The sequence below is a fragment of the Streptomyces sp. SID12501 genome (assembly GCF_010550245.1).
Classification (GTDB): domain Bacteria; phylum Actinomycetota; class Actinomycetes; order Streptomycetales; family Streptomycetaceae; genus Streptomyces.
The window spans coordinates 142181-167491 of record NZ_JAAGLU010000002.1 but is presented as its reverse complement, the minus strand read 5'-3'; the positions used below and the strand labels follow the sequence as shown (position 1 = coordinate 167491).

General features: G+C 70.3%; 27 protein-coding genes. 16 read left to right on the top strand and 11 right to left on the bottom strand.

What is annotated here, in order from left to right; all coding sequences use genetic code 11:
- The first annotated feature begins 33 nt into the window (after positions 1 to 33).
- From G3I71_RS02485 to G3I71_RS02470, 4 genes are all read left to right on the top strand, one after another.
- Positions 34 to 447, top strand: a complete 414-nt coding sequence (locus G3I71_RS02485) for an SsgA family sporulation/cell division regulator (protein WP_164312207.1) — start codon at positions 34 to 36, stop codon at positions 445 to 447.
- Positions 448 to 518: 71 nt separating this feature from the next.
- Positions 519 to 1304 (top strand): response regulator transcription factor, encoded by a 786-nt coding sequence (locus tag G3I71_RS02480; RefSeq protein ID WP_239148816.1) that lies wholly within the window; start codon positions 519 to 521, stop codon positions 1302 to 1304.
- 92 nt (positions 1305 to 1396) lie between these two features.
- Positions 1397 to 2830: an ATP-binding protein gene (locus G3I71_RS02475; RefSeq protein ID WP_343242832.1), complete on the top strand. Its 1434-nt coding sequence runs from the start codon at positions 1397 to 1399 to the stop codon at positions 2828 to 2830.
- A 170-nt stretch (positions 2831 to 3000) separates the two neighbouring features.
- Complete coding sequence (locus tag G3I71_RS02470) at positions 3001 to 4353, top strand: DUF3500 domain-containing protein (protein ID WP_164312205.1); 1353 nt, start codon at positions 3001 to 3003, stop codon at positions 4351 to 4353.
- 100 nt (positions 4354 to 4453) lie between these two features.
- On the opposite strand, the gene G3I71_RS02465 is transcribed toward G3I71_RS02470, so the two are convergent.
- Positions 4454 to 5413, bottom strand: coding sequence for an ABC transporter substrate-binding protein (locus G3I71_RS02465; protein WP_164312204.1), 960 nt, complete (start codon positions 5411 to 5413; stop codon positions 4454 to 4456).
- Between the two features lie 402 nt (positions 5414 to 5815).
- Between G3I71_RS02465 and G3I71_RS02460 the strand changes: the two genes are divergently transcribed.
- The 4 genes from G3I71_RS02460 (at position 5816) to G3I71_RS02445 (ending at position 10662) form a co-directional block, all read left to right on the top strand.
- Positions 5816 to 9010 (top strand): ATP-binding protein, encoded by a 3195-nt coding sequence (locus G3I71_RS02460; RefSeq protein WP_164312203.1) that lies wholly within the window; start codon positions 5816 to 5818, stop codon positions 9008 to 9010.
- Positions 9007 to 9483, top strand: coding sequence for a roadblock/LC7 domain-containing protein (locus G3I71_RS02455; RefSeq protein WP_164312202.1), 477 nt, complete (start codon positions 9007 to 9009; stop codon positions 9481 to 9483). The genes G3I71_RS02460 and G3I71_RS02455 overlap by 4 nt, the downstream gene beginning before the upstream one ends.
- Before the next feature lie 149 nt (positions 9484 to 9632).
- On the top strand, positions 9633 to 10076 hold the full coding sequence (locus G3I71_RS02450; protein ID WP_164312201.1) for a DUF742 domain-containing protein: 444 nt from the start codon (positions 9633 to 9635) through the stop codon (positions 10074 to 10076).
- Complete coding sequence (locus tag G3I71_RS02445) at positions 10063 to 10662, top strand: ATP/GTP-binding protein (protein WP_164312200.1); 600 nt, start codon at positions 10063 to 10065, stop codon at positions 10660 to 10662. The genes G3I71_RS02450 and G3I71_RS02445 overlap by 14 nt, the downstream gene beginning before the upstream one ends.
- A gap of 54 nt (positions 10663 to 10716) precedes the next feature.
- On the opposite strand, the gene G3I71_RS02440 is transcribed toward G3I71_RS02445, so the two are convergent.
- The 5 genes from G3I71_RS02440 to G3I71_RS02420 form a co-directional block, all read right to left on the bottom strand.
- The gene (locus tag G3I71_RS02440; protein WP_164312199.1) at positions 10717 to 11385 is read right to left on the bottom strand and encodes an ABC transporter permease; all 669 of its coding nucleotides are present in this window, start codon (positions 11383 to 11385) and stop codon (positions 10717 to 10719) included.
- On the bottom strand, positions 11382 to 12104 hold the full coding sequence (locus G3I71_RS02435) for an ABC transporter permease subunit (RefSeq protein ID WP_164312198.1): 723 nt from the start codon (positions 12102 to 12104) through the stop codon (positions 11382 to 11384). Before G3I71_RS02435 ends, G3I71_RS02440 begins: the two co-directional genes overlap by 4 nt.
- Positions 12101 to 13273: an ABC transporter ATP-binding protein gene (locus G3I71_RS02430; protein ID WP_203729119.1), complete on the bottom strand. Its 1173-nt coding sequence runs from the start codon at positions 13271 to 13273 to the stop codon at positions 12101 to 12103. Before G3I71_RS02430 ends, G3I71_RS02435 begins: the two co-directional genes overlap by 4 nt.
- A gap of 175 nt (positions 13274 to 13448) precedes the next feature.
- Positions 13449 to 13796: a hypothetical protein gene (locus G3I71_RS02425; protein WP_164312196.1), complete on the bottom strand. Its 348-nt coding sequence runs from the start codon at positions 13794 to 13796 to the stop codon at positions 13449 to 13451.
- Positions 13793 to 14017 (bottom strand): hypothetical protein, encoded by a 225-nt coding sequence (locus G3I71_RS02420; protein WP_164312195.1) that lies wholly within the window; start codon positions 14015 to 14017, stop codon positions 13793 to 13795. Before G3I71_RS02420 ends, G3I71_RS02425 begins: the two co-directional genes overlap by 4 nt.
- Before the next feature lie 161 nt (positions 14018 to 14178).
- On the opposite strand from G3I71_RS02420, the gene G3I71_RS02415 reads away from it, so the two are divergent.
- From G3I71_RS02415 to G3I71_RS02385, 7 genes are all read left to right on the top strand, one after another.
- On the top strand, positions 14179 to 14475 hold the full coding sequence (locus G3I71_RS02415; RefSeq protein ID WP_239148815.1) for a GntR family transcriptional regulator: 297 nt from the start codon (positions 14179 to 14181) through the stop codon (positions 14473 to 14475).
- 74 nt (positions 14476 to 14549) lie between these two features.
- On the top strand, positions 14550 to 14852 hold the full coding sequence (locus G3I71_RS02410) for a hypothetical protein (protein WP_239148813.1): 303 nt from the start codon (positions 14550 to 14552) through the stop codon (positions 14850 to 14852).
- A 553-nt stretch (positions 14853 to 15405) separates the two neighbouring features.
- Positions 15406 to 15594, top strand: a complete 189-nt coding sequence (locus tag G3I71_RS02405) for a hypothetical protein (protein WP_164312379.1) — start codon at positions 15406 to 15408, stop codon at positions 15592 to 15594.
- Positions 15595 to 15861: 267 nt separating this feature from the next.
- Positions 15862 to 16089 (top strand): hypothetical protein, encoded by a 228-nt coding sequence (locus G3I71_RS02400; RefSeq protein ID WP_164312194.1) that lies wholly within the window; start codon positions 15862 to 15864, stop codon positions 16087 to 16089.
- A gap of 207 nt (positions 16090 to 16296) precedes the next feature.
- Positions 16297 to 17043: a hypothetical protein gene (locus tag G3I71_RS02395; protein WP_203729117.1), complete on the top strand. Its 747-nt coding sequence runs from the start codon at positions 16297 to 16299 to the stop codon at positions 17041 to 17043.
- Positions 17044 to 17215: 172 nt separating this feature from the next.
- Entirely contained in the window at positions 17216 to 17791 is a 576-nt protein-coding gene (locus G3I71_RS02390) for a YdeI/OmpD-associated family protein (protein WP_164312193.1), read from the top strand.
- 91 nt (positions 17792 to 17882) lie between these two features.
- Positions 17883 to 18122, top strand: a complete 240-nt coding sequence (locus tag G3I71_RS02385) for a hypothetical protein (RefSeq protein WP_164312192.1) — start codon at positions 17883 to 17885, stop codon at positions 18120 to 18122.
- 28 nt (positions 18123 to 18150) lie between these two features.
- On the opposite strand, the gene G3I71_RS02380 is transcribed toward G3I71_RS02385, so the two are convergent.
- Positions 18151 to 19059 (bottom strand): NAD(P)-dependent oxidoreductase, encoded by a 909-nt coding sequence (locus G3I71_RS02380; protein WP_164312191.1) that lies wholly within the window; start codon positions 19057 to 19059, stop codon positions 18151 to 18153.
- Positions 19060 to 19154: 95 nt separating this feature from the next.
- Here G3I71_RS02380 and G3I71_RS02375 point away from each other — a divergent pair, with 95 nt between their 5' ends.
- Positions 19155 to 22310, top strand: a complete 3156-nt coding sequence (locus G3I71_RS02375; RefSeq protein ID WP_164312190.1) for a beta-N-acetylglucosaminidase domain-containing protein — start codon at positions 19155 to 19157, stop codon at positions 22308 to 22310.
- Between the two features lie 73 nt (positions 22311 to 22383).
- On the opposite strand, the gene G3I71_RS02370 is transcribed toward G3I71_RS02375, so the two are convergent.
- The 4 genes from G3I71_RS02370 to G3I71_RS02355 all read right to left on the bottom strand — a co-directional run bounded on the left by G3I71_RS02370 (position 22384) and on the right by G3I71_RS02355 (position 25292).
- On the bottom strand, positions 22384 to 22671 hold the full coding sequence (locus G3I71_RS02370) for an SCO5918 family protein (protein ID WP_164312189.1): 288 nt from the start codon (positions 22669 to 22671) through the stop codon (positions 22384 to 22386).
- A 126-nt stretch (positions 22672 to 22797) separates the two neighbouring features.
- Positions 22798 to 24366, bottom strand: coding sequence for a DEAD/DEAH box helicase (locus G3I71_RS02365; RefSeq protein ID WP_164312188.1), 1569 nt, complete (start codon positions 24364 to 24366; stop codon positions 22798 to 22800).
- A 281-nt stretch (positions 24367 to 24647) separates the two neighbouring features.
- Positions 24648 to 24851: a cold-shock protein gene (locus G3I71_RS02360; RefSeq protein ID WP_006373337.1), complete on the bottom strand. Its 204-nt coding sequence runs from the start codon at positions 24849 to 24851 to the stop codon at positions 24648 to 24650.
- Between the two features lie 162 nt (positions 24852 to 25013).
- Complete coding sequence (locus G3I71_RS02355; RefSeq protein WP_343242817.1) at positions 25014 to 25292, bottom strand: PfkB family carbohydrate kinase; 279 nt, start codon at positions 25290 to 25292, stop codon at positions 25014 to 25016.
- Between the last annotated feature and the right edge of the window lie 19 nt (positions 25293 to 25311).

Below are 25311 nucleotides of genomic sequence, written 5' to 3'. Positions count from 1 at the left end.
GGCCCAACGCCTCACCCGGACGGGAAGACGATCATGTACAGAACCCTGGAGCAGTCCGCGCGCGCCCGCCTGATAACCCCCGGTTACCAGGAGCTTCCGCTCGTCGTCACCCTGCGCTACGACTCCACCGACCCGCTCGCCGTCCACATCGACTTCCCCGTCGACGTCTCGGTCGACGGTGAGGGAGTCACGTGGACCTTCTCCCGGACGCTTCTGGGAGAAGGGCTGGACAACCCGGCGGGCATCGGCGAGGTCCACCTGTGGCCGTGCGGACCGACGCGCACGGTCGTGGAACTCCACTCGCCGTACGGGCTTGCCGTGGTCCGGTTCCGTACGGCGCAGCTCCAGCGGTTCCTCCATCGCTCGTACAGCGTTGTCGCACCGGGCATGGAGGATCTGGGACCGATGGTCGAACAAGGGCTCGCCCTGCTGCTCGGCGGGGTCTGAACTCCGTACACGCCGCCCGCCACTCAGTTCGCGCACAGCGGTCCCACAGCTTCCTCGGGAATGCTCGGCGCATGTCCGGCATGACTGACACCCCCAAAGCCGTGGCCCCCGAAGGCGTGGGCCCCAAAGCCGTGGACCCCCTGGCCGTAGCTCCCGAAGGCGCCATTCGTGTGCTGATCGTCGACGACGAGCCGGAGCTCACCGAGTTGCTGGCCGTGGCCGTGGCCGGAGCGGGCTGGCAGCCGTTCCTCGCGGCGGACGGGTACAGCGCGCTGCAGATCGCGCGCGGCTGCGCCCCACATGCCGTCGTGCTGGACGGGATGCTGCCCGACGTGGACGGGCTCCAGGTACTGCGCGGACTGCGGCAGGAGCACGCCGGACTGCCCGTGCTCATGCTCACCGCCCGGGACGCCCTCGAACACCGCATCGACGGCCTGTCGGCGGGCGCGGACGACTACGTCACCAAGCCCTTCTCCCTCGAAGAGGTCATGCTGCGGCTGCGCGGACTGCTGCGCCGGAGCGGCGCGGAGGAGGCGGCCGAGGACGAGTCCGTACGGGTGCTCGGCGATCTCGTACTGGGCGAGAAGACGCGAGAGGTGCAGCGGGGCGGGGTCCGTATCCCGCTCACGGCAAAGGAGTTCGACCTGCTTCGCTTCCTGATGGAGCGTCCGCGGCAGGTGCTCAGCAAGACCCAGCTCCTCGATCACGTCTGGAACAGTTCGTTCGACGGCGAGGGCAATCTCGTCGAGGTCTACATCTACAGTCTGCGCGCGAAGCTCGACAAAGGCAGGGCGCCGATGATCCACACGGTGCGCGGGGCGGGGTACACCATCAGGGCCCCGGAGAACGGCAGTTGACCAGTAGCCGCGCGTGGTGGCGGCGACAGCGGTCGCTGCGGACCGGGCTCGTGCTGTTCATCTCCGGCACACTGGCCGTCGTCTGTACGGTCATGGCGCTTGCCACGGTCTACGTCCAACGCGCCTATCTGCTGGGCGACTTGGACCAGCGCGTCACCTACGCCGCCAATCGCAGCCAGGGTGGTCTGCAACGCCGGACGGGCGACGCGACCGACCTGGGCTTCCTCAACGAACGCGGCCAGCCCGCCGGCACCCTCGCCGCACGTTTCGCCACCACGGACGCGGACGGGGGCAGTGCCTCAGAGATCATCGCCGCCGAAGTCGTCACCGCGGACGGGCGTCAACGCACCCTCACCGCCGCTCAGCGCGCCGCCCTCGCCGGGATCACCGCAGACGGCTCCCTGCACACCCGGACGATCCCGGGGCTCGGCACCTACCGCCTCACGGCCATCGGCGGCGACGGGGTGCCCGTGCTGGCGGGGCTGCCCATGGGCAACGTACAGCGCATGATCAACCGGCTGGTGGTGGTCGAGGCGGCCATCGCCATCGTCAGTCTCGGGGTGGCTGGGTGTGTCTCGGCGGTCGTCATACGGCGGCGGCTGCGGCCCCTCGACCGGGTCGCCGCGACCGCCGTCGAGGTCTCGCGGGTGCCGTTGGACCGGGGCGAGGTGGCCGGCCTGACGCGCGTGCCGGAGCACGACACCGACCCCGCCACCGAGCCCGGGCAGGTCGGCGCCGCCCTCAACCGGATGATCGACCACGTCGAGTCGTCGCTCGCGGAACGGCAGCGCGGTGAGGTGCGGATGCGGCGCTTCCTGGCCGACGCGAGCCATGAACTCCGTACGCCGCTCGCGTCGATCGCCGGGTACGCCGAGCTGATGAGCGGCGGCGAGGTGGTGAAGGGGCTGGAGCCGGACCAGGCGTGGCTGCGGGTGTCGGCGCAGTCGGCGCGGATGACCGGGCTGGTGGAGGACCTGCTGCTGCTCGCCCGGCTCGACGAGGGGCGGCCGTTGCGGTCGGCGCCCGTGAACCTCGCGACGCTGGTCGCCGAGGCGGTGTGGGACGCGCGGGCGGCGGGCGCCGACCACGACTGGCAGCTGTCGCTGAGGCTCGACGGCCCGTCCACGCCGGCGACCGTCGTGGGTGACGCGGAGCGGCTGCATCAGGTGGTGGCCAGTCTGTTGGCCAACGCGCGCGTGCACACGCCCGCCGGCACGAGGATCACGGTCGTCGTGGAGGCCACCGACACCCACCGCGTGATCCGGGTGCGGGACGACGGCCCGGGCATCCCGCCCGCCCTCCTCCCGACGGTCTTCGAACGCTTCACCCGGGCCGACGCGTCCCGCTCCCGGGGCGGCCCCGACCGTGACGGCGGCGGCTCGGGCCTCGGGCTGGCCATCGCGACGGCGATCACGCAGGCGCACGGCGGCCGGATCGACGTACGGAGCGAGCCGGGCCGTACGGAGTTCACGGTGACGCTGCCGACGGCCGGGAGCCCTTCCTCCTTCAGGTCGCACAAACGCTAAGCAGCTCCACAGAAAGCCAGTTCAGACAGTGCGCGTACGAGGTTCGGCGCGCCCTTCTCGACCCCCGCGCGGGGTCCGTTTCAGCCCTGCCTCAGTTGGCTGGACCAGGGTTGCCGACGTGCGGCCGACCAGTCACCGGGGACGCGGCCACGACGAAGGGAACCAGTGCGATGACCGAGCACGAGACCGGGGAGTCCGGGCAGACCGGGGAGTCCACGGCGCCGGAGAGCGGACGTCACGCACTCGCGAACCGGCGCAACTTCATGCGCAAGGTGTTCTTCGCCAGCGGTGCCACGGCCGTCGCGACGATGGGGGCCGGCGCGTGGACCGCCCTCGCGGACGACACGACGGGCACGGCGACGGCCGACGCCTCCGCCTCTCCGACCCCCAGCGGGGCGCCGAGCGGCGGCCCGGGCGGCGGTACAGGTGGCGGCCCCGGCAACATGACGATCACCGAGGACTTCTTCGGGCTGACCACCGACGGCAAGCGGATCGACGACCTGTTCACGGTCCACTCGACGAAGGTCGCCACCGCCCCGGTCATCACCGCCGCGACCGCCTTCCTGGCCGGGCTGACCGACACCCAGAAGTCGTCGACGCAGTTCACCGTGCAGTCCACGGAGTGGCGGCTGTGGAGCAACGTCGATGCCTACGAGCGTCAGGGCGTCTCCCTTGCAGACCTGACGGATGATCAGAAGGCTCTGGGAACCGCCCTGTTGAAGTCCGCCCTGAGCGCGGACGGCCTGGAGACCACGGAGAAGATCCGCAGGATCAACCAGGCGGCCGGCGAGGCGATCAACAACACGACCGCTTTCAACGAGGACGCCTACTACTGGACGGTGATGGGCACCCCGTCCGCCACCGAGCCGTGGGGCTTCCAGTTCGACGGCCACCACCTGGTGATCAACTACTTCGTCCTCGGCAGCCAGGTCGTCATGAGCCCCTGCTTCTGGGGCTCGGAACCGACGTCAATGGAGATCGACGGCGAGACGGTGACGGTCTGCCACGAGGAGGTCGTGGCCAGCCTCGCCTTCATCAACTCCCTCACGGCGGCGCAGCAGTCGGTCGCCATCGAGTCGACGACCAAGTCGAACGAGTCGATGAAGGCGGGCGCGTTCGCCGACAACACGGTCCAGGCGTACACGGGCCTGCGCGGCAACGCGCTCAACGCCGCCCAGAAGAAGAAGCTGCTCGGCATCGTGGGGGCCTTCGTCGGCCGCGCGAAGGCCGACGCGGCGAAGGTGACGCTGTCCGAGGTGAGCAAGCACCTCTCCGACACCTACGTCACCTGGGCCGGCGGCACCGCCGACGACGCCGCCTTCTACGTCCGCGTCCACAGCCCCGTCATCTGGGTCGAGGTCGACTGCCAGGCCCCGGGCCCGCTGGCGGGCGCGTACGGCGCCACGCCGGGGAGCGGCGCGACACAGAAGCACGTCCACTCGATCCTCCGTACCCCGAACGGCAACGACTACGGAAGGGAGCTCCTCAGGCAGCACTACCTGACGTCGTCTCACCACCACTGAGACGCACACACACTGTTTCGAGGTTTCTCTGTCATGGCGAGAGCCGCACCCGTGAGTACGGGTGCGGCTCTCGTGATTCCGTGGTCCCCGACCGGGAACGTCAGCTCAGGCCGGCCGACTTCAGCCAGGCCTTGGCGACGTCCAGCGGGTCCTTGCTCTCCAGTTGCACCTGGGAGTCCATGTCGAGCAGGGCCTTCGTGTCGAGTTTGGCGGAGACCGCGTTGAGCGCGGCTATGCCCTCCTCGGAGAGCCCGCTCTTGTAGACCAGCGGGGTCACGTTCGCGAATCCGAAGAGGTTCTTCGGGTCCAGGAGGACGACGAACTTCTCCTTGGTGATGGTCGGGTCCGTGGTGAAGATGTCCGCGGCCTGCACGGTGTTCTTCTTCAGCGCGGCCTGGGTCAGCGGGCCGCCCGCGTCGAGCGCCTTGAAGGACTTGAACTTCAGCCCGTACACCGACTCCAGCCCGACCATGCCCTGCTGGCGGGTCTGGAACTCGGGCGAGCCGCCCAGGACCAGGTCCGGCGCGATGGTCTTGAGGTCGGCGAGCGTGGAGGTCGCGGTGAGGTTGTACTGCTTCGCGGTCGCCGCGTTGACCGTGACGGAGTCCTTGTCCTCGGCCGGCGACGACTCCAGCAGCGTGAGCTTGGAGTCGAGCTTGGACTTCGCGGCGGCGTTCACGGTCGCGAGCGAGGTCTGCGCGGCCTTCGCGTCCAGGTAGGCCAGCAGCGAGCCGTTGTACTCCGGCAGGACGGTGATGGAACCGTTCTTGAGCAGGCCGTAAGTGGTCTCGCGGCTGCCGATGTTGGGCTTGTAGGACACCTTGATGCCCTTGGCCTTCAGGGCCTCGCCGTAGATGTCGGCGATCAGGATGCTCTCGGCGAAGTTGTTGGAGCCGACGACCACGGTGTCACCGGCCGCCTTGTCGCCGGCGAGCGGGTCGGAGGTGTCGTCGGACGAGGAGGAGCATCCCGCCAGCAGGAATGTCACCGCCGCGAGGGCGACTGCCGCCGCACCCGGGTGGTTCCTGAGGGACCTGCTGCTGTGGGCGTTGATAGTCACGGTTCTCGTTCCGGGCTGGGGGAGTTGATGAGAGCTCAGACGCTTTGGTCTGATCCAATCCAGCCGCTTCTTGATCAGTCAAGAGGAACCGGGTTACCGATTGACGTCTATCCGTGATCACTTGCGCATGGACCTGGAGATCACCTGTGTACTCCCCGGAAGGCCCCCGAGTGGCCTCCGGACGCCGCTTCGTAATGGATTCTTGACTTAGGGCCACATGCTCGCCCGTTCGAAGACGGGATAGTCTCGCCGGAGTTGGCGTCCGCCTCAGCAGTCGGCGGGGGCCACAGCGGTGTGCGGGGGACGCTTCCGTATGGTTCGTTGTCGGACACATGTGTGCAGCAGGTCGGCATGCATGCGCCCCCCTTGCACGCCTGCAAAACCTTTTTTGAAGGAGGCCCGGTGTCCACGAAAGAGGTGGACGCGTCCGCCCGGCCGGCATCCCCGGCGTCCTCGGCACAGAGGTCCACACGCCGGGGCCTGCGGGGGTTCGCCGACCGATGGCCCTTCCAGCGCAAACTGAACGTACTCGTCGGTATCCCGCTGACGGTGATCGCGCTGCTGCTGACGTACCTCATCGTCGACCTGGTGCAGGAGTCCAACCGCGCGGAGGACGCCGCCCAACTGGTGCGCGCCAGCGCCCAGGTGGCCCGACTGGTCGCCGAACTGCAGGCCGAACACCAGCAGGCGCTCCTGCTCTCGGTGCGATACGAAGCGGCGTTCGACGCCGGCACCCCCTCCACCGCGTACTACCGGCAGGCGCAGTCGGCCGTGGACGCCCAGGTGCGGACGGTCGTCGACGCCTTCGGCGACCGGCTGCCGGACACCGAGGTGCAGGCCCTCAAGGACGTCCAGGCCCTGTCCGCCCTGCGGGCCACCATCGAGCAGGGCTATCTGCCCGCCACCAACATCGACCCGGCGTACTCGGGTGCGGCCGACGGCCTCATCGACGGCCTGGGCCTGGACCGCAACGCCGACCTCGCGACCACCTTCACCGGTAACCTCCTCGACTCGCTGCTGCGCGCCGGCACCGCCCACGGCGCCTACGAGACCGGCGTCTTCTCCGCGGGGACCCGCGACAGCAACGCGCTCATCGAGTTCACCGGAGCGGTCGGCTCCTACGAGCTGTTCACCTACCAGGCCGAGCGGTTCGCCCGGTTCGCCGACGAGGCGCAGACCGACGAGTTCGGCGGCATCGAGCACAACTCCTGGCAGGCCGCCATCAGCCGGCAGTACGCCGAACTGGCCGTGGACCCCAGCGCGTTGCAGGCCGAGTCCAAGAGCGCGATCCAGGCGGCACTGCGGACGGCCATCATCTCCTACCCCAACTACCGCGCGCAGTCCGGGACCCGGCTGGACATCTCCACCTCGCTCATCGACCAGATCGCCGACCGCGCCGACGACGCCGCCTCCAGCGCCCAGTGGCGCGCGGGCCTGCTGCTGAACCTGGCCCTGCTCTGCTTCGCCCTGTGGATCGCCTTCTCCATCCTGGTCCGCCGCTCCGTGGTCCGCCCGGTGCTGGCGCTGACCGGAGCCGCCCAGGAGGTCGCCGACGTGGCGGGCCGCGAGCTCGCCCGTGTCGCCGACGACGACGCCGAGGAGTCCGGCTCCCCGCGGCTGCGCCGGCTGCCGGTCACCGCGGACGACGAGATCGGCGAACTCGCCCGGGCGTTCAACAACGTGCAGACCACCGCCGCCGCGCTGCTGGAGCGCCAGGTGCACAGTCGGCGCAACGTCGCCGAGATGTTCGGCAACGTCGGCCGCCGCGTCAGCAACCTGACGACCCGTCAACTCGCGCTGATCGACGCGGTGGAGCGCGGCGAGACCGACCCCGCGCTGCTCGAACGCCTCTACTCCATCGACCACATCGCCGTCCGCCTGCGCCGCAACGCCGACAGCCTGATGCTGCTGGCCGGCATCCGCGAGACCGTGCTCGGATCCGGGCCGACCGCGCTCACCAACGTCGTACGTGCCGCGCTGGGCCAGATCGAGGGCTTCCAGCGGGTACGGCTGCGGGCCGCGACCGAGGCGATGGTCGAGCCCGACATCATCGGTGACCTGACCCTGATGATCGCCGAACTCCTCGAGAACGCCGTGTCGTTCTCGCCCGAGGACAGCCCCGTCGAGGTGGTGGTCGGCTCCGACCACGAAAGCGCGTCGATCACCGTCGCGGACCACGGCCTGGGCATGAGCGCCGAGCGTCTCGCCGAGGAGAACTCCCGCCTGGTGCGCCGCGAACGCCTCGACGTCGTCCCGACGAAGGTGCTCGGCCTGTTCGTGGTCGGTGCGCTGGCGCGCCGCTGGGACGTCGACGTCACGCTGTCCCGTACCCCGGGCGGCGGAGTGACGGCCGAGGTGATGATCCCGTCGACGCTGCTCCTGACGATGAGCGAGCTGGAGCCCACGGGGCGGCTCGCCTCCCGCGACGTGCCTCCCCCGCCCTCCGCGCTCACCTCTCCGTCGGCCCCCGCGGCCGGCCCCTCCCCGTCGTCCTCGATCCCGTCCACGGTCCCGTCCTGGGCCACGCACGAGGACGACGCGACCGTCCTCCCCCGCCGGGTCCCGCGCCGCGACGCGTCTCCCGCCGAACAGGAGACGGGGGCCCCGCTGCCCTCGGCATCCACCGCCGAGGACCCGACGAACCCGGCCCGCGACACCGCCACAACCACGGCAGGTGCCTCCTCCGGCTCCTCCGGCCACTCGGCTGAACCCGTTCTCCCCTCCCGTACGACGAGGTCCGCGCCCCTCGGTCTCCCGACCCGGTCCGGATCCCTGGCCGCCAACGCCGCGGCCGAGTCGGGGAGTTCAGCCTCCCTGTCGGCTTCCGCGCCCCGCGCCGGCCTGCCCGAGCCCGCCTCCGGCGTTCACCCCGACGGAACCGGAATCCCGGCGCCCCGCACCGCCGAGCCGACGCTCCACACCCGCGCGAAGGACGGACCCGGGGCCTACTCCCGTACGACGGAGCGCATGACCCCCGCCGCTGCGACGGAACCGTCGCCGTACGCCTACCCGACCGGGCCTCAGCCCACCGCCCGTACGACGGAGCAGTCGCCGCACGGCCACCCGGCCGAGCCCCAGCCCACCGCCCGTACCTCGGAGCCGTCTCCGTACGCCTACCCGGCCGGCCCCGAGAGCGGTCCCGCCCGTGCGGCAGGCGGTCCCGGTGACTCTGTCCGCGGGGCGGAGCAGGGCGCCGCCGGCCACGCGGCCGACCCGTTCGCCGTCGGTCCCGACGGCTCCCGTCCGCTTCGTCGGCGGGTGCGCGGAGCGACACTGCGGACACCCGTCGACGCCGGCGCCCAGCAGGCCGCGCGGCAGGCCGCCCGCCCCGCCGACGCGGACGCCGTGCGCGATTCGCTGGAGGAGTTCGAGGCAGCCGTGGCCCGCGCGCACCGCGACACCGGCGAACACCCCCGCCCCACCGAAGACCGGGCCGCTCGTCGCGACGACGGCCGCCATGACCACCGTCCCCACGTTTCGCCCGACCGGACAGAGTCGTCCGACCCGTCCACCGACCAGATCACCGTCGGGGACACCACGCATGACCAGAACCACCAGATCCACCAGAACCACCTTCCGGAAGGAGCCGAGCAGTGAGCACGTCGACAGGTGAGACTCCCGCCGGAGACGCCAGGCCGAGCGATCTGCGGGCCGCCGCAGATGACTTCACCTGGCTGCTAAACCGTTTCGCCACCGAGACCGCAGGGGTCGTGGACGCCATCGCGGTGTCCTCCGACGGCCTGCTGATCGCCGTGTCGGCGCTGCGCGAGCACGCCGACTCCGAACGGCTGGCCGCGATCGTCTCGGGCATCACCAGCCTGGCCGCGGGCGCCTCCGGCAACTACGGCCTGGGCGGCCTGAACAAGGTCATCATCGATCTGGAGGGCGGCCATGTCCTGGTCTCCGCGATCGGGAACGGCGCCGTGCTCGGCGTGGTCACCGGCAAGGAGGCCAAGTTGGGCAACATCGCCTACGAGATGACGGTGTTCGCCAACCGCGCGGGCACCGCGCTCAGTCCGCAACTCGTCCTGGAGCTGAAGAACACCGTCGGCGCCACACGTCTGCACTGAGCGGGACTGAGCGCGTGCGCCACCGCAGCAAGCCATGGACACAGCCGTAGACAGCCGTAGACAGGCCTGGACAGGCGTAAAGAGACCGTCGAGAGAACGCTGAAAGACCGTTGAGATACCGCAGAGAGACGTAGAGAGAGCGAACACCGATGGCGGACGGCCGCACACCGCACGGCGGGCGCGAGGACGGCGTCGCCCCCGTCGGCCCGGCACCCGCCGTGCGGCCCTTCCTGGTCACCGCCGGCCGGGTCGCGGGCGCCGCGGGGGAGGCGTCGTCCGGCCGGACGATGCCCGTGGAGACCCAACTGGTGGCCACCACCGGCGGGCTCGACGCGCTCCACCGGCTCTCCTTCGAACAGCACGACATCGTCGCCGCCTGCCGCGTACCGCAGTCCATCGCGGAGATCGCGGCCAGGCTGCGGCTGCACCTGAACGTGGTGCGGGTCCTCGCCGAGGACCTCCGGACGGCGGGACAACTGTCGGTGCACGTGCCCGACTCCGGCGTCACCCACGACTCGTCCGTACTGCGCAGGGTTATCGATGGCCTGCGGGCCATCCCCGACTCCCGGAGGGTCCTCCGTGACACCGACTGAACCGCTGGTCCGCACCTCGGCCGGACAGGCCGCCGTACGGCCGCCGTTGCCGGTGAAACTGGTGATCGCGGGTGGCTTCGGCGTGGGCAAGACCACCGCCGTCGGCTCGATCTCCGAGATCGAGCCGCTGACCACCGAGGCGGCCATCACCGAGGTAGCGGCGGGCGTCGACGACCTCAGCCACACCCCGACCAAGACCACCACCACGGTCGCGATGGACTTCGGCTGCATCACCATCGACCCGACACTGAAGCTGTATCTGTTCGGCACGCCCGGACAGGAACGGTTCGGGTTCATGTGGGACGACCTCGTGGAGGGCGCGGTCGGCGGGCTGGTCATCGTGGACACCCGCCGTCTGGACGACTGCTACGCCGCCGTCGACTACTTCGAGCACAAGCAGATCCCGTTCGCCGTCGCCGTGAACGCCTTCGACGGCCAGACCGCGCACACGCTGGACGAGGTCCGCTGGGCCCTCGACGTGTCCGAAGGCGTGCCGCTGCTCGTCTTCGACGCCCGCGAGCGCGGCTCGGTGCGCGACGCTCTGCTGGTCGTGCTGGAACAGGCCCTGGCTCGCTCCGGCGGCTGACGCACAGGGCGGGACCGGGAACCGGTCACGCCCCGAAGTCAACTGTGCCCGGGGCTAGTTGCTCCGTCGCACGCCCGGCGAGACCGTCACCTTCGTCGCCGCCCAGAACACCGCGAGCGTCGCGAGTGCCATGCCGGCGACCAGGGTGGCGCCGCCCACCACCTTCTCGTAGTCGTGCTGGTAGAGACCGTCGACGATGTAGCGGCCGAGGCCGCCGAGGCTGACGTACGCGGCGATGGTGGCCGTGGAGACGATCTGGATGGCCGCCGAGCGCAGCCCGCCGAGGATCAGCGGGAGTGCGACGGGCAGTTCGACGCGCAGCAGGATGCCGGACTCGCGCATTCCCATGCCCCGCGCGGCGTCCACGGGGGGCGGATCCACAGAGCGCATCGCCTCGTAGGTGGTGACCAGGATCGGCGGTACGGCGAGGACGACCAGCGGGATCATCACGGGCAGCATGCCGAACCCGAGCGCGAGGGTCGCCACCACCAGCAGGCCGAAGGTGGGCAGGGCGCGGCCGGCGGTGGCCACCAGGGAGAGGACGTTGCCGCCCCGCCCGTAGTGACCGGTGATCAGGCCGATCGGCAGCCCGATCGCGGCGGCGATGGCGAGCGCCTCAAGGGAGTACTGGACGTGTTCCCACAGCCGGGTGGGGATGCCGTCGTACCCGTTCCAGTGGGCGCTGTCGCCGAAGAAGGCGTGGATGTAGTTGATGACGTTCACCGGGCTGCGTCCTCCAGGGCGGGCACGGCCGGCTCGGGCCGGACCCCGGCGGGCCTGGACCGAGCGCCGCGCGCGGCGCTCGGCATCCAGGGGGTGAGCAGGACGCGTACGACGACCAGCGCGGCGTCCGCGAGCACCGCCAGGGCGGCGCTGGTGATCACGGAGTTCCAGGCGAGTTCGGGCCGGTTGTAGATCTGCGCGTCGTGGAGCAGGTTACCGAGGGCGCCCTGGTTGCCGATCAGCATGCCGACGCTGACGAGGCTGATGCTGGACACGGTGGCGACCCGCAGACCGGCGATGATGGCGGGCACCGCGATGGGCAACTGGACCTGGACGTACCGGCGTACGGGCCCGAAGCCCATGGCGGTCGCGGCGGCGAGGGTCTCCTGCGGGACCGACCGGACGCCGTCGACGATCGCCGGGACGAGCACGACCAGGCTGTAGACGGTGAGCGGGATCATCACCGTCAGCTCGGTCTGTCCCGTGTAGTCGATGAGGACGACGAAGAAGGCCAGGGACGGGATGGCGTAGAGCACGGTCGTCACCCACAGCACCGGCGGGTACAACCAGCGCAGCCGCACGCACAGTTGGGCCAGCGGGAGCGCCAGCAGCAGCCCGCCCAGCACCGGCAGCAGGGCCTCGCGCAGATGGAGCCCGATGAGGCCGAGCCAGTCGTGCTGGAGGTCGCTGGGGATGTCGAAGAAGCGGTTCCAGTTCACCTGACGACCTTCTGCCCGCTCTTCCCGCTGACCCCTCTGACCTCAGTGGTCCGCTGCCCCTCAGGGCCGGCCGCGTGGGCGCCGCGGATGGCGTCACCGATGGCCGCCTGCGAGACGACTCCGGCGGCCCGGCCCTCGGCGTCCACGGCGACCGCCCAGCCGGTGGGCGACAGGACGGCACAGTCGAGCGCGGCGCGCAGCGAGTCCCGCCCCGCGACGAACGGCCGTCCGTACGGCAGCAGTTGGCCGGCGTCGACCTGTCCGGCCGTCAGCTCGCCGGACTCGCTCCAGCCGAGCGGACGGCCGTCCAGCCCGGTGACGAGAAGGTAGGGGGCCTCGGTCGCACCACGTGCGGCGATCTGTTCGGCGGTGGCGTCGATCGCGACGATCGGGGCGGTGAGCAGTTCAAGTCCGCCGGAGGAGAAGAACGACAGGCGCCGGATGCCCCGGTCGGCGCCGAGGAAGTCCTCGACGAACGCGTCGGCGGGGTCGGACAACAGCTCGGCGGGCGGCGCGAACTGGGCGAGCTTGCCGCCGGTGCGCAGCACGGCGACCATCGTGCCGAGCTTGACGGCCTCGTCGATGTCATGCGTGACGAAGACGATGGTCTTGCCCAACTCCGCCTGGATACGCAGGAGTTCGTCCTGAAGCACCTTACGGACGACAGGGTCGACGGCGGAGAACGGCTCGTCCATCAGCAGCACCGGCGGATCGGCGGCCAGAGCACGTGCCACACCGACGCGCTGCTGCTGGCCACCGGAGAGCTGGTAGGGGTACCGCTTGGCGAACGAGGCGTCGAGCCCCACCCGTTCCATCAGTTCCCGCGCCCTCGCGCGTGCCTTGTCCTTGCTCCAGCCGAGCATCCGGGGCACGGTGGCGATGTTGTCGACGATCGTCCGGTGCTGGAAAAGTCCGGCGTTCTGGATGACGTAACCCATCCCCCGGCGCAAGGTGTTGACGGACTGCTGACGGCTGTCGACACCGTCAATGAGGATCGTGCCCTCGCTGGGCTCGACCATCCGGTTGATCATCCGCAGGGTGGTCGTCTTGCCACAGCCCGAGGGGCCGACGAGGACGGTGATCGAACGATCCGGTATGTCCAGGGACAGCCGGTCGACGGCCACCGTGCCGTCCGGGTATCGCTTGGTGACTGAATCTATCCGTATCAAAACGCCGAATACCCTTCGGGTTTGACCATTTCCGCCCACTCTTGACCAGCTGAGTTTCGGGCCATTGCGGGGAGAGTCTAAACCCCGCACGTTTCGGACGTTTCCACGGGAGAGACGCGTTCCCGCGCGTCCCACACCTCGGCCTGACGGCCGATCAGCGACTGCCGACCGCGACTCACGGCTCGTCCCCCTCGGTGTCGTCGTCCATGTCGTCGCCTTGGCCGTCGCCCCGGTCGGACATCGGCAGCCGCATACCCCGCGACTCGGCGACCCGCAGCACATCACTCAGACACTCGGCGAGCCTGACCCCTGCGTACCGCACCTCGGCGTGCGGCGACATCGGGTCGTGCAGCACCTTCCGGGCACGGCCGAGGACATCGGCACCCATGTCCAGCTGCACGGCCTCCGTCTCATCGGCCAGCCGGGAGAGATACCCGCCCTCGGGATCCGGCACGAGATAACACGGCTTGCCCTCGGGCGACGGCCAGGGCAGCAGACGCGGCGCGGCCACCGGCTCCGTCACGCGGCCACCTCCACCGGAAGATACGGACGGACAAGCCGGCTCGCCGCGCCGTCGAGGGGCACGTGAAGGCCGTACGGGGAACGGTGCGCGGGGAGGGAGGCGCATACGGGGGTGACGGGTCGGACCGGGGGTGCGTACCGGGCACCTGACCGGCGGATGCCCGTACCCGGGGCGAGCAGGAGGCTCAGCCGGCAGACGATACGGCGGATAGGGTTCAGCATGTCGACGCTCCTTGGTTGGGCGTTGGCCACGCCCCGGGAGGTCTAGCCACCTCGCCGGGGTCTTACATGTCTTCGAACCTACATTGCCCTACAGCCCTCTGCATACAAGTACAGAGGGATCCACTCGTTCGGGTAGATCCAAGCACGCCTACGTTGGACATATGAGCGATGCAGAGGAGCAGCAGTCACCCCTGGACCCGATGAGCGCGAGGCCGCTCTATGTCCAACTGGCCGACGTCATCGCCGAGAAGATCGCGTCCGGCGAGCTCGTACCCGACAGGCCGATCCCCTCGGAGCACCACCTCGCCGACGCGTACGGGGTCGCAAGGCTCACAGCACGGCGTGCCGCGCAGGAACTCCGCGAGCGAGGACTCATCGTCACCGTGCGCGGCAAGGGCTCGTTCGTCGCCGAACAGCCGCCCACTGGCGCCCCCGAACAAGACAAGCCCACCGGCTGAGAGCCCTCGATGCACCCGATGAACAGACTCGTGAACGCCGTGAACTCAGCTCAGGCCATTGAGGAGACAAGTTCTTGATCGCGACCATAGCCATGACGCACTCCGGTGCGAACACGCCAGGTGAGCATTTCCAGTTGGCGGCCTTCACAGCGGCGGCCGCGGTCTTGGTCATCTGGCTGGGCCGGAGGCAGCGCCGCACGGGCCGCAGCTTCATCTTCACGGACAAGGCGGTCAGGATCGGCGGCACGCTGATCCAGCCCCCGCCTCCCAGTCGCTGGAATCGTGCCATCGGATGCATCGGGATCGGAGTCGGCGGCTTCTTCATCCTGTCGGCGGTCGTCAACCTTGCCATGGCCCTCCACGGACTCCTGACCTGAGACGAGCCTGCGGGTCCCAGGTCCACAAGGCCGTTGATCTGCCCGCCTGTTATTCCGTGGTGCCCCACCACCTCGACCTGTACGTTCCCTCCCATGACCGACAACCGAAGGGGCAGTGCCGCGTAGGCGCCCCTCCGCCCTGCGGGGCGAGATTCCCGACCGGAGGCAGAACCGGCGGCGGCGCGCCTCGATCAACCGGCTCTCCGGTTCCTGCACGGCCGACATCCGCCGGTTCGAACTGAGCCGCCGCTGGCCGGAGTCGACGGCGGAGGCCTTCTCCCAGTGGGGGCTTCTGGCGTACGGGCCGCTGCGCCAGTTGGCGGAGCCGTTCTCGGCGCAGGCCTGCGGTATCCCCGAATGCGGGTGCGACCCGGGGTACTTCCGCGATCACCTCGAAGAGGTGATCCACGTACTGCCCAGGAAGAGCGCACGCGAACTGCGCACACTCGTGCGGGCGTTGGACCACACCATCCTGGACCGGGCCAAGATCTTTCGGGTGGATCACCCCGACGAGCCCTGGTGGCGAGGCCAGTTGCGAGGGGAGGGAGACACAGTGAGCAGGAGGCGTTACGTCGCCCGGGGCGTCCCCGGCGGTTACCGGATCTGGGACAACCGAGGGCGCCGCTGGTGGGGCGACCTGTACGAGCTGTGCCCCGACGACCTGCTCACCGAGCTCAACGGGCCGGCCGACCAGGACCGGATCACCGCACTGCTCAGGCGATACCGATCACTGAAGCGGTAGCCGAGGCTCCGAGTCGGGCTGGCGGGCAGCGCCGACCCTCTAGAACGCCCTCGTACGCGCCCGTACGCCCTCGTACGCGCATGGCAGCGGAGCGCCGGAAAGGTGTAGCGGGCTACACCCCGGGTTCGGGAGAGCGCTCCCTCGTGGCGGAGAGGCGTTCCCGGGATCGTTGATCTCGGAAGCAAACGCCTCCCCGACCACCCCCGACCACCCCAACCACCTCTCCCACCTGGCCTTTTCTGGGCCTCACCCGGAAGGAAACCCTCCATGAAGTCCCTCCTCGCCTCCAAGCCCGTCCTCTGGTTCCTGTTCCTGTTCAACCTCGCCGTCGCGGCCGTCGCCCCGTTCGTCGTCGACGGATCGCAGGGCGTCATGACCGCCGTCGGCATGGGCGTCGTCTCGCTCGGCGCGGGCGTCAGCCTCTTCAAGAGCCGCGGACAGCAGCAAGGGCGACAGGGACAGCAGGGACACGGGGCGCACCGGCAGCAGGTCTGACGTGCCCCTTCCATACCGTCGGGAGGAATCTCCCCTGACAGCCGAATGGCTCCGCACCGCGATCCAACGCGGCGTAGGACGAAACGCGCAGGTCAGCCGGGGCATGGCGAGCGGGGCGGAGATTACCGAGAGTCCGCGAGCGGTTGCGGCGAGTCGCCGGTGTTCTCACCGTGGGTCCAAAGAGAGCAGCTCTCGAAAGGACTGCGCATGCGCGCCCTCGTATCCCGTTCCGGCCTCGGCCCCCGCTCCCGCGGGCTCCTCCTCCCGTCGTCCGTCGTCTGTGCCGCGCTGATATTCGGCCCGGTCGGCACCGCCGTCGCCGTCACCGACGCGAGCCGGGACGCCTACGCCTCCATCGGCGCCCACACGTCGTGGTCCCTCACGTCCGGCACCTCCTCCACTGCCTCCTCCTACGCGGACCGGGTGCTCAAGCGGCTCGGCGCCCTCGATCGCGCCGACCGCGGCGACGTACTCGCCCCGGTGCTGAACGTCCTGACCGACCTCACCGAGCAGACCGGCACCGGCCGCCTCACCGCCACCCAGGCGGCCGGGTTCGCCAAGGCGGTCGAGACGGCGAACGCCTCGCTCAAGCAGCGCCTGGCGGAACGGACCGGTACGACGAACAGGGCCGCGGCAGCCATGGCCGACCCGATCTCGGACCTCCTGGCCCAGCTCCAGGCAACCCTCAGCGGCCTCCTCGACACGGTGACCGGCCTGGTCAGCGGCCTGTTGGGCACGGTCACGGGCCTGGTGAGCGGCCTCCTCGACACCCTCGGCGGCCTCCTCGGGGGTCTCCTGGGCGGCCTGCCGCCACTGCCGGTGGAACTGCCCCCGGTCGAGCTGCCCCCGCTGGAGCTCCCGCCGGCCGCACTGCCCGCGTTGCCCGCGTTGCCCGCGTTGCCCGCAGCAGGGGGCCTGGCGGGAACGGGGAGTACGGCAGCCACGGTCCAGTGACCCGACCGCGCTAGCCCGGCCCGGCCCGGCCCGGCCCGGCCCCGTCGACTGTCGGCGAGGGCGGGCCGGAAACCGGGACCGGAAACCAGGGCAGAAACCGAGACCTGTACCCGCGCGGTCAGCGCGACACTGCGGCCTCCCCACGAACGGCCGGATGTGATTCGCTGCCGGAGTGACTCAGGACCTGGACACCATCGACTTCCCATCCGCCGAGGCCTTCGAGTCCTGGCTCGGCGAGAACCACACGGCCTCGCCCGGAATATGGCTCAAGCTGCGCAAGAAGGGCCCCGGAATCGTCGCGCTGAACTACGCCCAGGCGCTCGACGTGGCGCTCTGCTACGGCTGGATCGACGGCCAGAAGGCCGCGTTCGACGACGAGTGGTGGCTCCAGCGGTTCACCCCGCGCAGGCCGCGCAGCAAGTGGTCCAAGGTCAACTGCGGCAAGGTGGCCGTCCTGATCGAACAGGGCCGGATGCGTCCGCAGGGGCTGGCGGAGATCGACCGCGCCAAGGCGGACGGCCGCTGGGAGGCGGCGTACGACAGCGCGAGGACCGCCACCGTGCCCGACGACCTCGCGGCGGCCCTGACCGCCGACCCGGCCGCGGCGGCGTCCTTCGAAACCCTTGACCGGCAGAACCGCTACGCGATCCTGTACCGGATCCAGGAGCCCAAGAAGGCCGAGACCCGAGCACGCCGGATCGAGAAGTACGTGGCGATGCTGGCGAAGGGCGAGAAGCTCCACCCCTAGGCACGCAGGCACACGGGGACACGGGGACACGGGCACACGGGCACACGGGGACCTAGACACGCAGGCATCCGTCACCAAGGGAGCAGCCGCAATGTCCGGCGAGAACGACAGAGCAACTCACGGAACCGGCAACCTCACCGAGACGTTCGCCTTCCGTTGCCTCGACTGCGGCGCGACCTGGAACCGCACCTTCGAGGTCGTCCTCCAGCCCGACCCGGCCGGCTGCCTCAACCCGATGGAGTACGTCGACGAGGACGGCCGCGCCACGCACTCCCCCCTGACCGACGCCGTGTGCGGCACCTGCGACAGCCGAAAGGTACGGGTGGGCTGACAGCACCAGCGCGAAGAGACGCCCTCGGCTACTTCTCCTCGAAGCTCGCGAAGTACGCCGCCGCCATGTCCTCGTCCCCGTGTCCTTGCTCCTCAGCACGCCGGAACCGTTCGGCGCTCGCTGCGGCCACATCCAGCCGTACGCCGTTCCGCTCGCCCGCCTCGACGATCAACCGGGCGTCCTTGGCCGCCGTGGACACCGCGAAACTCGCCGGAGTCAGCTTGTCGTCCAGGATCAGCCCGGCCTTGGCACGCAGATAGCCCATGTCGAGCGGACCGCCGGCGATCACGTCGAAGAAGCTCTGCGGGTCGACGCCGAGAGCCTGGGCCAGGGCCAGCACCTCACCGGTCGCGTTGGTGGCGGCGAGCACCCAGCTGTTGGCGACGAGCTTGAGCCGCGTCGCACTGCCCGCGCCCCCGTCCTCGCCGGTCCACACCGTACGGGCGCCGACCGCGTCGAGGACCGGCGCGACGGCCACCCGGTGCTCCACGGGACCGGCGGCGAGCACGAGCAACTGCCCGGCCTCGGCGGGCTGCCGGGTCCCCAGCACAGGCGCGTCGAAGAAGACGAGCCCCAACTCCGCTGCCAGCGCGCCCAGTTCACCGATCGCGTCCACACCGGCGGTGGTCGACTGCACCCACGCGGCCCCCGGACGGAGCGCGGGCGCGGCCTCGCGCATGACATCCCGGACGGCGTCACCGTCGTACAGCATCGTCAGGACGACATCCGCGTCCCGTACGGCGTCGGCGGGATTGTCGGAGACCTGGACGCCGTTCTCGGCGGACAGCGGTTCGGCCTTGGCGCGGGTCCGGTTCCACACCCGGACGGCGTGGCCGGCGCGGGCGAGGTTACGGGCCATGGCGGCGCCCATGATGCCGGTGCCGAGGACCGCGACGGAGAGTGCGACGGTGCGGGCGGGAGTGTCGGTGTCAGTCATGGGCTCAGTAAAGCAAGTGGCCGGGGTCTTGCCGTCGGGTGAATCCATCCACCAATATTCCGCACGATGGATAAAATAGTGAACCGGAGCCGGCCGTGACCCCGGCACTGAAGTCAGTGAGCGGTCTCCTGGCCGCGCTGGCCCTCTGTGTGCTGGGCACCGCCCCGGCCCCCGCCGCAGCGGCGACGCCCCACTCCGCCACCGCGTCCACCGTCCCCCACATCTGGCCGAATCCCCAGCAGTCGACACCCGGCCACGGCACCCAACCGGTCCCGAAACAGGTTGTCGAGGTCATCGGCCACGCCACCGACCCCGCCGCCCGCGCCCTCGTCGAACGCGTACTGCGCGACGCCGGCGCCCGCACCGTCCGTACCGTCACCGCAGGCCGCCCGACACCCCCCGCCGCCCTCACCGTCTACGTCGGCGGCCCCACGGAGAACCCGGCGACGGCAAAGGCGCTCAAGCACCTGCACGCCGCACCCCCCACCAAACTTCCCTCCGGTGGCTACACGTTGGCCACGGGCAAGGGCACCATCGCCCTGTCCGGCGTCGACCCGACGGGCACCTTCTACGCGGCCCAGACCCTCCGCCAGCTCATCACCCACGACTCGGTCCCCTCCACAACCGTCCGCGACTGGCCGACGACCGCCCTGCGCGGAGTGGTCGAGGGCTTCTACGGCGCCCCCTGGACCCAACGCGACCGCCTGTCCCAACTCGACTTCTACGGCCGCACGAAGCAGAACGTGTACGTCTACTCCCCCAAGGACGACCCGTACCTGCGCGCGAACTGGCGCGACGACTACCCGCCCGCCCAGCTCGCGCCCCTGAAGCAACTGGTCGACCGCGCCACCGCGAACCACGTCCGCTTCACCTACGCCCTCTCTCCCGGCCTCTCGGTCTGCTACTCCTCGGCCGCCGACATCAGGGCACTGGTCGCCAAGTTCGAGTCGCTGTACGCGATCGGCGTCCGCTCGTTCGCCGTACCTCTGGACGACATCAGCTACACCTCCTGGAACTGCCCGGCCGACGAGCAGAAGTTCGGCACCGGAGGCGGCGCGGCGGGCACCGCGCAGTCGGCCCTCCTCAACGCCGTCGTCAAGGACTTCATCTCCGCGCACGACGACGTGACCCCGCTGGAGATGGTCCCGACCGAGTACTCGGACCTCGCCGACTCCCCGTACAAGTCCGCGCTGCGGGAGAAGCTGGACCCCTCGGTCGTCGTCGAATGGACCGGCGTCGGAGTCATCGCGCCGACGATCAGTACCGAACAGGCGCACCAGGCAAAGGAGTTGTTCGGTCACCCGATCCTCATCTGGGACAACTACCCGGTGAACGACTACACCACCAGCCGCCTCCTCCTGGGCCCCTACACCGGCCGCGAGGCAGGCGTGGCCACCCAGGTCACGGGCATCACCGCCAACCCGATGATCCAGGCCGAGGCCAGCAAACTCGCCCTCTTCACCTCAGCGTCCTACGCCTGGAACCCGACGGCGTACGACCCCCGAGCGGCCTTCCTGGCCTCGGTTAAGGACTTCGCAGCCACCGCATCCGCGCCCAAGTCCACACCCACCCCCACCCCCACCCCCACCGCCACAGCCACAGCCACCGCCCTCCGGATCTTCGCGGAGAACAACTACTCCTCGCTCCTCGACGCCACCGAGTCCCCGACCCTCACCCCGCTCCTCAAGGCGTTCACGACCGCGTACGAGAGCGGCGACGGCCTCGACAGGGCGGCCCGCGCCCTCACCGCCTACTTCACGGCGATGGCCGCCGCCCCCGCCGACCTCCGCGCGAACCTCCGCAACTCACGCTTCCTGAGCGAGACCTCGTCCTGGCTCGACAAGCTGGGCTCATACGGAGAGGCGGGCAGGACAGCCGTACAGCTGATGCTCGCGCAGACGAACGGCGACACGGACGCCGTAGCGACCCTCTACGCCCGCCTCCAGTCCCAGCGCAGGCAACTCGACTCCGTCCCGCAGCAGATCGCCCCCGGCGTACTGGACCGCTTCCTCTTCGACGCGACGCTGCGGGCGGCCCCCGACCCGGGCCCGGACGCGTCCTTCACCCCGACGTCCCTGTCCCTGCCCCCCGGCGGCAGCGCCACGTCCACCCTCACGATCGCCGACAACGGCTCCACGACCGCAGGCACAACAACCTGGAAGATCAAGCCGGTTGACGGCCTGACCGTCACCCCGTCCTCCGGCACGGTCACCGTCCCGGCAGGCGGAAAGGCCACCACGACCCTGACCTTCACGGCGGCGAGCGGGGCGAGAGCGGGCACAAGGTCGGTGGCCGTCACCGGAGACGGACTGGTGAGCCGAGCGATCCCCGTACAGATAAAGGGAGTTGACGGCAGCGGCAGCACGCGAGCCCTCACCGCCAACTTCAGTGGCGCGTCGGTCAGTTCGGTTGACCTGGCCTCCGGTACGTCGGCGGAGATCCCCGTCGGCAACAACCCGGGGGAGGTCGTGGTCAGCTCGGACGGCCGTACCGCCTATGCGGCGAACCAGGGTTCGGACACGGTGAGCGTCATCGACATCGCCGCCTCGAAGGTCACGGCGACCGTGCCGGTCGGGGACGTACCGGCGGGCCTCGCCCTCACCCCGGACGGCCGGACCCTCTGGGTCGCGGACTACTCCGACGACGCGGTCCAGCCCATCGACATCGCCACGGGCACTGCGGGCGCGAAGATCGCGGTGGGCGACGGCCCGGAGAACATGGCGATCACCCCGGACGGCACCACCCTGTACGTGGCGAACATCCACGACAGCACGGTGAGTCCGGTGGACATCGCGACAGGCAGGGCCGGAACGCCGATCGCGGTCGGGCCGAACCCGTTCAACGTGGTCGCGGCTCCCGACGGGCGGACGGTGTACGTGTCCAACTCCGGCGGCTCGACGGTCACTCCCATCGACACCGCCACGAACGACACCCGCCCGACCTACCTGGTCACCGGTCAGGCGTACGGCCTCGCCGTCTCACCCGACGGCCGTACCCTCTGGGTCAGCGCGAGCAACGGTGACACGATCACCCCGCTCGACACGGTGACCGGCGCTCCGGGCACCCCGGTCACCGTCGGCCGCTCCGCCTTCGACATCACCCTCGACTGGAACGGCGACACGGCCTACGTCACCACAGCCGACGCCGGCACCCTCGTACCGGTGACAACGGCGACGGGCAAGGTAGGCACGCCCCCGAAGACGGGCGCATACCCGCTGGCCGCGGCGGTTACGGGGGTGCCGGTCGCCTGAAAGGCGAGCGAATCCACTGAACGGAACCGGGCAACTCGCCCGTCCCGCCCAGCTCGTACGGCTCGTCCGGTGGTTACTGCATTTCGGCCCACGGGTCGATGACCGCCGGACGGGCCGGGCCGGCCGCGGCGGCCGGACGGCAGGTGAAGCCGAGCCGGTTGAGCGCGGCGATCATCTCCTTCTCGGTGAAGTCCCGCCGGTCGAGGCGGGTGATGACCGCGCCGACCTGCTTGACGGGGTAGTCCACGCCACCGATGCCGACGGCCGCACTGGTGATGGGTTCGGGAGCGACCCCGTCCATCTTGTGCGTGACCTCGCTCATGATCAGGTCGAACGGGAATCGGGCGATCACACAACGCATGGTGCCTCCGCAGGTCAGAGAAGGGTCCGGAGTCAGTGGTTCTGGGACAGGGTGATGCGGGCGCCGGTCGGCCTGACACCGACCGGCTGGGTGAAGCTGGGACAACGCTGAGGCTTGGGGCTGCGGTCAGCCGGCCTGACGTGCGTCGGAGCCCGGGCGCCTGTTCCGGGGCGCCCGGCGCCGGCGGCTGCGTGGCTCGCCGGTGGTGGGGTCCTGCTCCGTACGGGCGGACGGGTTCCCGCCCGACACACGCGGCGGCTTGGCACCGCCACCGGTCGGACGCGACGCCTTCTTGGCAGTGCCGCCACCCGTCGCACGGGTCTTGCCCGCGGCGCCGGTACCCGACGTACGCGCCGTGGCCGCACCGCCCTCGGCGGACCCACGGCGGGAGCGCGAACCCGAACCCGAACCGGCAGCGGAACCCGCGCCCGAACCGGACCGGGACCGCGAGGACCTGGACCGGCCGCCGGAGCCGTCGCCCTTGGGGGCGGCAGGCGGGGTCGGGGCCGGGACCGGGATGATCACGGGTATTCCGGAAGGCGTACGGGCACCGGTGATGCGGGTCAGTTCCGCGGCGCCGGGGGAGACCTTGGCCGTGTTCGGGTCGACGCCCGCCGCCCGGGTCAGGGTCCGCATCTCGCGGCGCTGCTCGGGCAGGACCAGGGTGACCACGCTGCCGGAGGCTCCGGCACGGGCCGTACGGCCGCCGCGGTGGAGGTACTCCTTGGCGCCGCCGGGCGGGTCCACGTTGACGACCAGGTCGAGGTCGTCGATGTGGATGCCACGGGCGGCGACGTCGGACGCGACCAGCACGGTGACCTCGCCGGTCTTGAACTGGGCGAGCGTGCGCGTGCGTTGGGGCTGGGAACGGCCGCCGTGCAGGGCGCCCGCGCGGACGCCGCTCTTGAGCAGGTGCTTGGTGAGGCGGTCGACGCTGCGCCGGGTGTCCATGAACATCAGGACCCGCCCGTCGCGGGCGGCGATCTCGGTGGCGACCGTCTTCTTGTCGACGTCGTCGACGTAGAGCACGTGGTGCTCCATCGTCGTGACGGCGCCGGCGTGCGGGTCGGTCTGGTGCACCACGGGCTCGTGCAGGTAGCGGCGGGCGAGCCGGCCGACGTCCGCGTCGAGCGTGGCGGAGAACATCATGCGCTGGCCCTTGCGCGGCACCTGGTCGAGCAGATACGTGACCTGCGGCAGGAAGCCCATGTCGACCATCTGGTCGGCCTCGTCGAGGACGGTGACGGAGACACGGTCGAGGCGGCAGTCACGGCGGTCGACGAGGTCGCGGAGCCGGCCGGGCGTCGCGATGACGACCTCGGTGCCGTCGCCGAGCGCACGGGCCTGACGGGCGATGGGCAGCCCGCCGACGATCGTGGTCATCTTCAGGCTCATGGCACGGGCGTGCGGGGTGAGCGCGTCCACGACCTGCTGGGCGAGCTCACGGGTCGGTACGAGGACGAGTGCCAGCGGGCGTCCCGCCTCGGCGCGCTGTCCGGCGAGACGGGCCAGCATGGCCAGGCCGAAGGCCAGGGTCTTGCCCGAGCCGGTCTGACCACGGCCCATGACGTCGCGGCCCGCGAGGGTGTCCGGCAGCGTGGCCGCCTGGATCGGGAAGGGGACGGTGATGCCCTCGACGGTGAGGGAGGCCAGCAGCGAGGGCGGCAGGCCCAGGTCGGCGAACGACCGGTTCATGCAGAACCTTCCTCAATGCGGCACGTCGACAGAATCACGGCAGCGCTCAGCGTCCGCCGCGACAGCGGCGGCACACAGGACAAAAAGGCCGTGGGGACGGGCCGAAAGGAAACGAGCGGTGGTGGGGATCACCCCCAAGAACCAGGGACGGGCGACCGGTGTCCGGCGCGAAACCGTCCCTAAAAAACTGTGAGCCGGGGCTCGCACCCCTAGGTGCGGGCCCCGGCCACAATCACGTGTGTCGATGTCGGTCCACTAGTGGACCGGCAGGATCACGCGGATCAGGCGGGGAGAATGTTCTCCGCCTGGGGGCCCTTCTGACCCTGCGTGACGTCGAACGTCACCTTCTGGCCCTCGTGGAGCTCACGAAAGCCCTGAGTGGCGATGTTCGAGTAGTGAGCGAAAACGTCGGCGCCGCCGCCGTCCTGCTCGATGAAGCCGAAGCCCTTTTCCGCGTTGAACCACTTCACGGTACCGGTGGCCATGTTAATTCTCCTTGGGGCATGCTCGGGGGCCCGCACCGTGCGGACCCCGCGTCGCCGGAATGATTGCCCCGACCGGAGAAGAACACCGAAATCTTTGGGAACCACAACTGCAACTGAAAACCACGCTAGCACACAACGCGCGGACGGGGGGCTGCGGCAATGTCACACGTCCGGCGGGAATAGTCTCCGCAGCTCAACGCGGTCCGCGGCCGTGGGGACGTCCTCGCGGGTGATCAGGGTGGCCGCGGCCATCAGGTGCCCCAGCCGCAGCCCTTCCGCGGCGTCTCGATCTTCGAGCAGGGCCGCGAGATACCCGGCCGCGAAGGCGTCGCCCGCGCCGACCCGTTCGACGACCCGGGAGGCGGGCGCGGGCACGAAGATCTCCGTGCCGTCGGCCCCGTACGACGTCGCTCCGTGACCGGCGTCCTTGACGACGATCACGGGGGCCGGGCGGGGGCGG

What these genes read in the sequence shown, in the direction of transcription:
- G3I71_RS02380 (WP_164312191.1), bottom strand. Translation starts at nt 19,059, where the DNA reads ATGACTGACACCGACACTCCCGCCCGCACCGTCGCACTCTCCGTCGCG.
- G3I71_RS02400 (WP_164312194.1), top strand. Translation starts at nt 15,862, where the DNA reads ATGAAGTCCCTCCTCGCCTCCAAGCCCGTCCTCTGGTTCCTGTTCCTG.
- G3I71_RS02365 (WP_164312188.1), bottom strand. Translation starts at nt 24,366, where the DNA reads ATGAACCGGTCGTTCGCCGACCTGGGCCTGCCGCCCTCGCTGCTGGCC.
- G3I71_RS02470 (WP_164312205.1), top strand. Translation starts at nt 3,001, where the DNA reads ATGACCGAGCACGAGACCGGGGAGTCCGGGCAGACCGGGGAGTCCACG.
- G3I71_RS02370 (WP_164312189.1), bottom strand. Translation starts at nt 22,671, where the DNA reads ATGCGTTGTGTGATCGCCCGATTCCCGTTCGACCTGATCATGAGCGAG.
- G3I71_RS02360 (WP_006373337.1), bottom strand. Translation starts at nt 24,851, where the DNA reads ATGGCCACCGGTACCGTGAAGTGGTTCAACGCGGAAAAGGGCTTCGGC.
- G3I71_RS02415 (WP_239148815.1), top strand. Translation starts at nt 14,179, where the DNA reads ATGAGCGATGCAGAGGAGCAGCAGTCACCCCTGGACCCGATGAGCGCG.
- G3I71_RS02385 (WP_164312192.1), top strand. Translation starts at nt 17,883, where the DNA reads ATGTCCGGCGAGAACGACAGAGCAACTCACGGAACCGGCAACCTCACC.
- G3I71_RS02450 (WP_164312201.1), top strand. Translation starts at nt 9,633, where the DNA reads ATGGCGGACGGCCGCACACCGCACGGCGGGCGCGAGGACGGCGTCGCC.
- G3I71_RS02395 (WP_203729117.1), top strand. Translation starts at nt 16,297, where the DNA reads ATGCGCGCCCTCGTATCCCGTTCCGGCCTCGGCCCCCGCTCCCGCGGG.
- G3I71_RS02480 (WP_239148816.1), top strand. Translation starts at nt 519, where the DNA reads ATGTCCGGCATGACTGACACCCCCAAAGCCGTGGCCCCCGAAGGCGTG.
- G3I71_RS02475 (WP_343242832.1), top strand. Translation starts at nt 1,397, where the DNA reads ATGGCGCTTGCCACGGTCTACGTCCAACGCGCCTATCTGCTGGGCGAC.
- G3I71_RS02485 (WP_164312207.1), top strand. Translation starts at nt 34, where the DNA reads ATGTACAGAACCCTGGAGCAGTCCGCGCGCGCCCGCCTGATAACCCCC.
- G3I71_RS02420 (WP_164312195.1), bottom strand. Translation starts at nt 14,017, where the DNA reads ATGCTGAACCCTATCCGCCGTATCGTCTGCCGGCTGAGCCTCCTGCTC.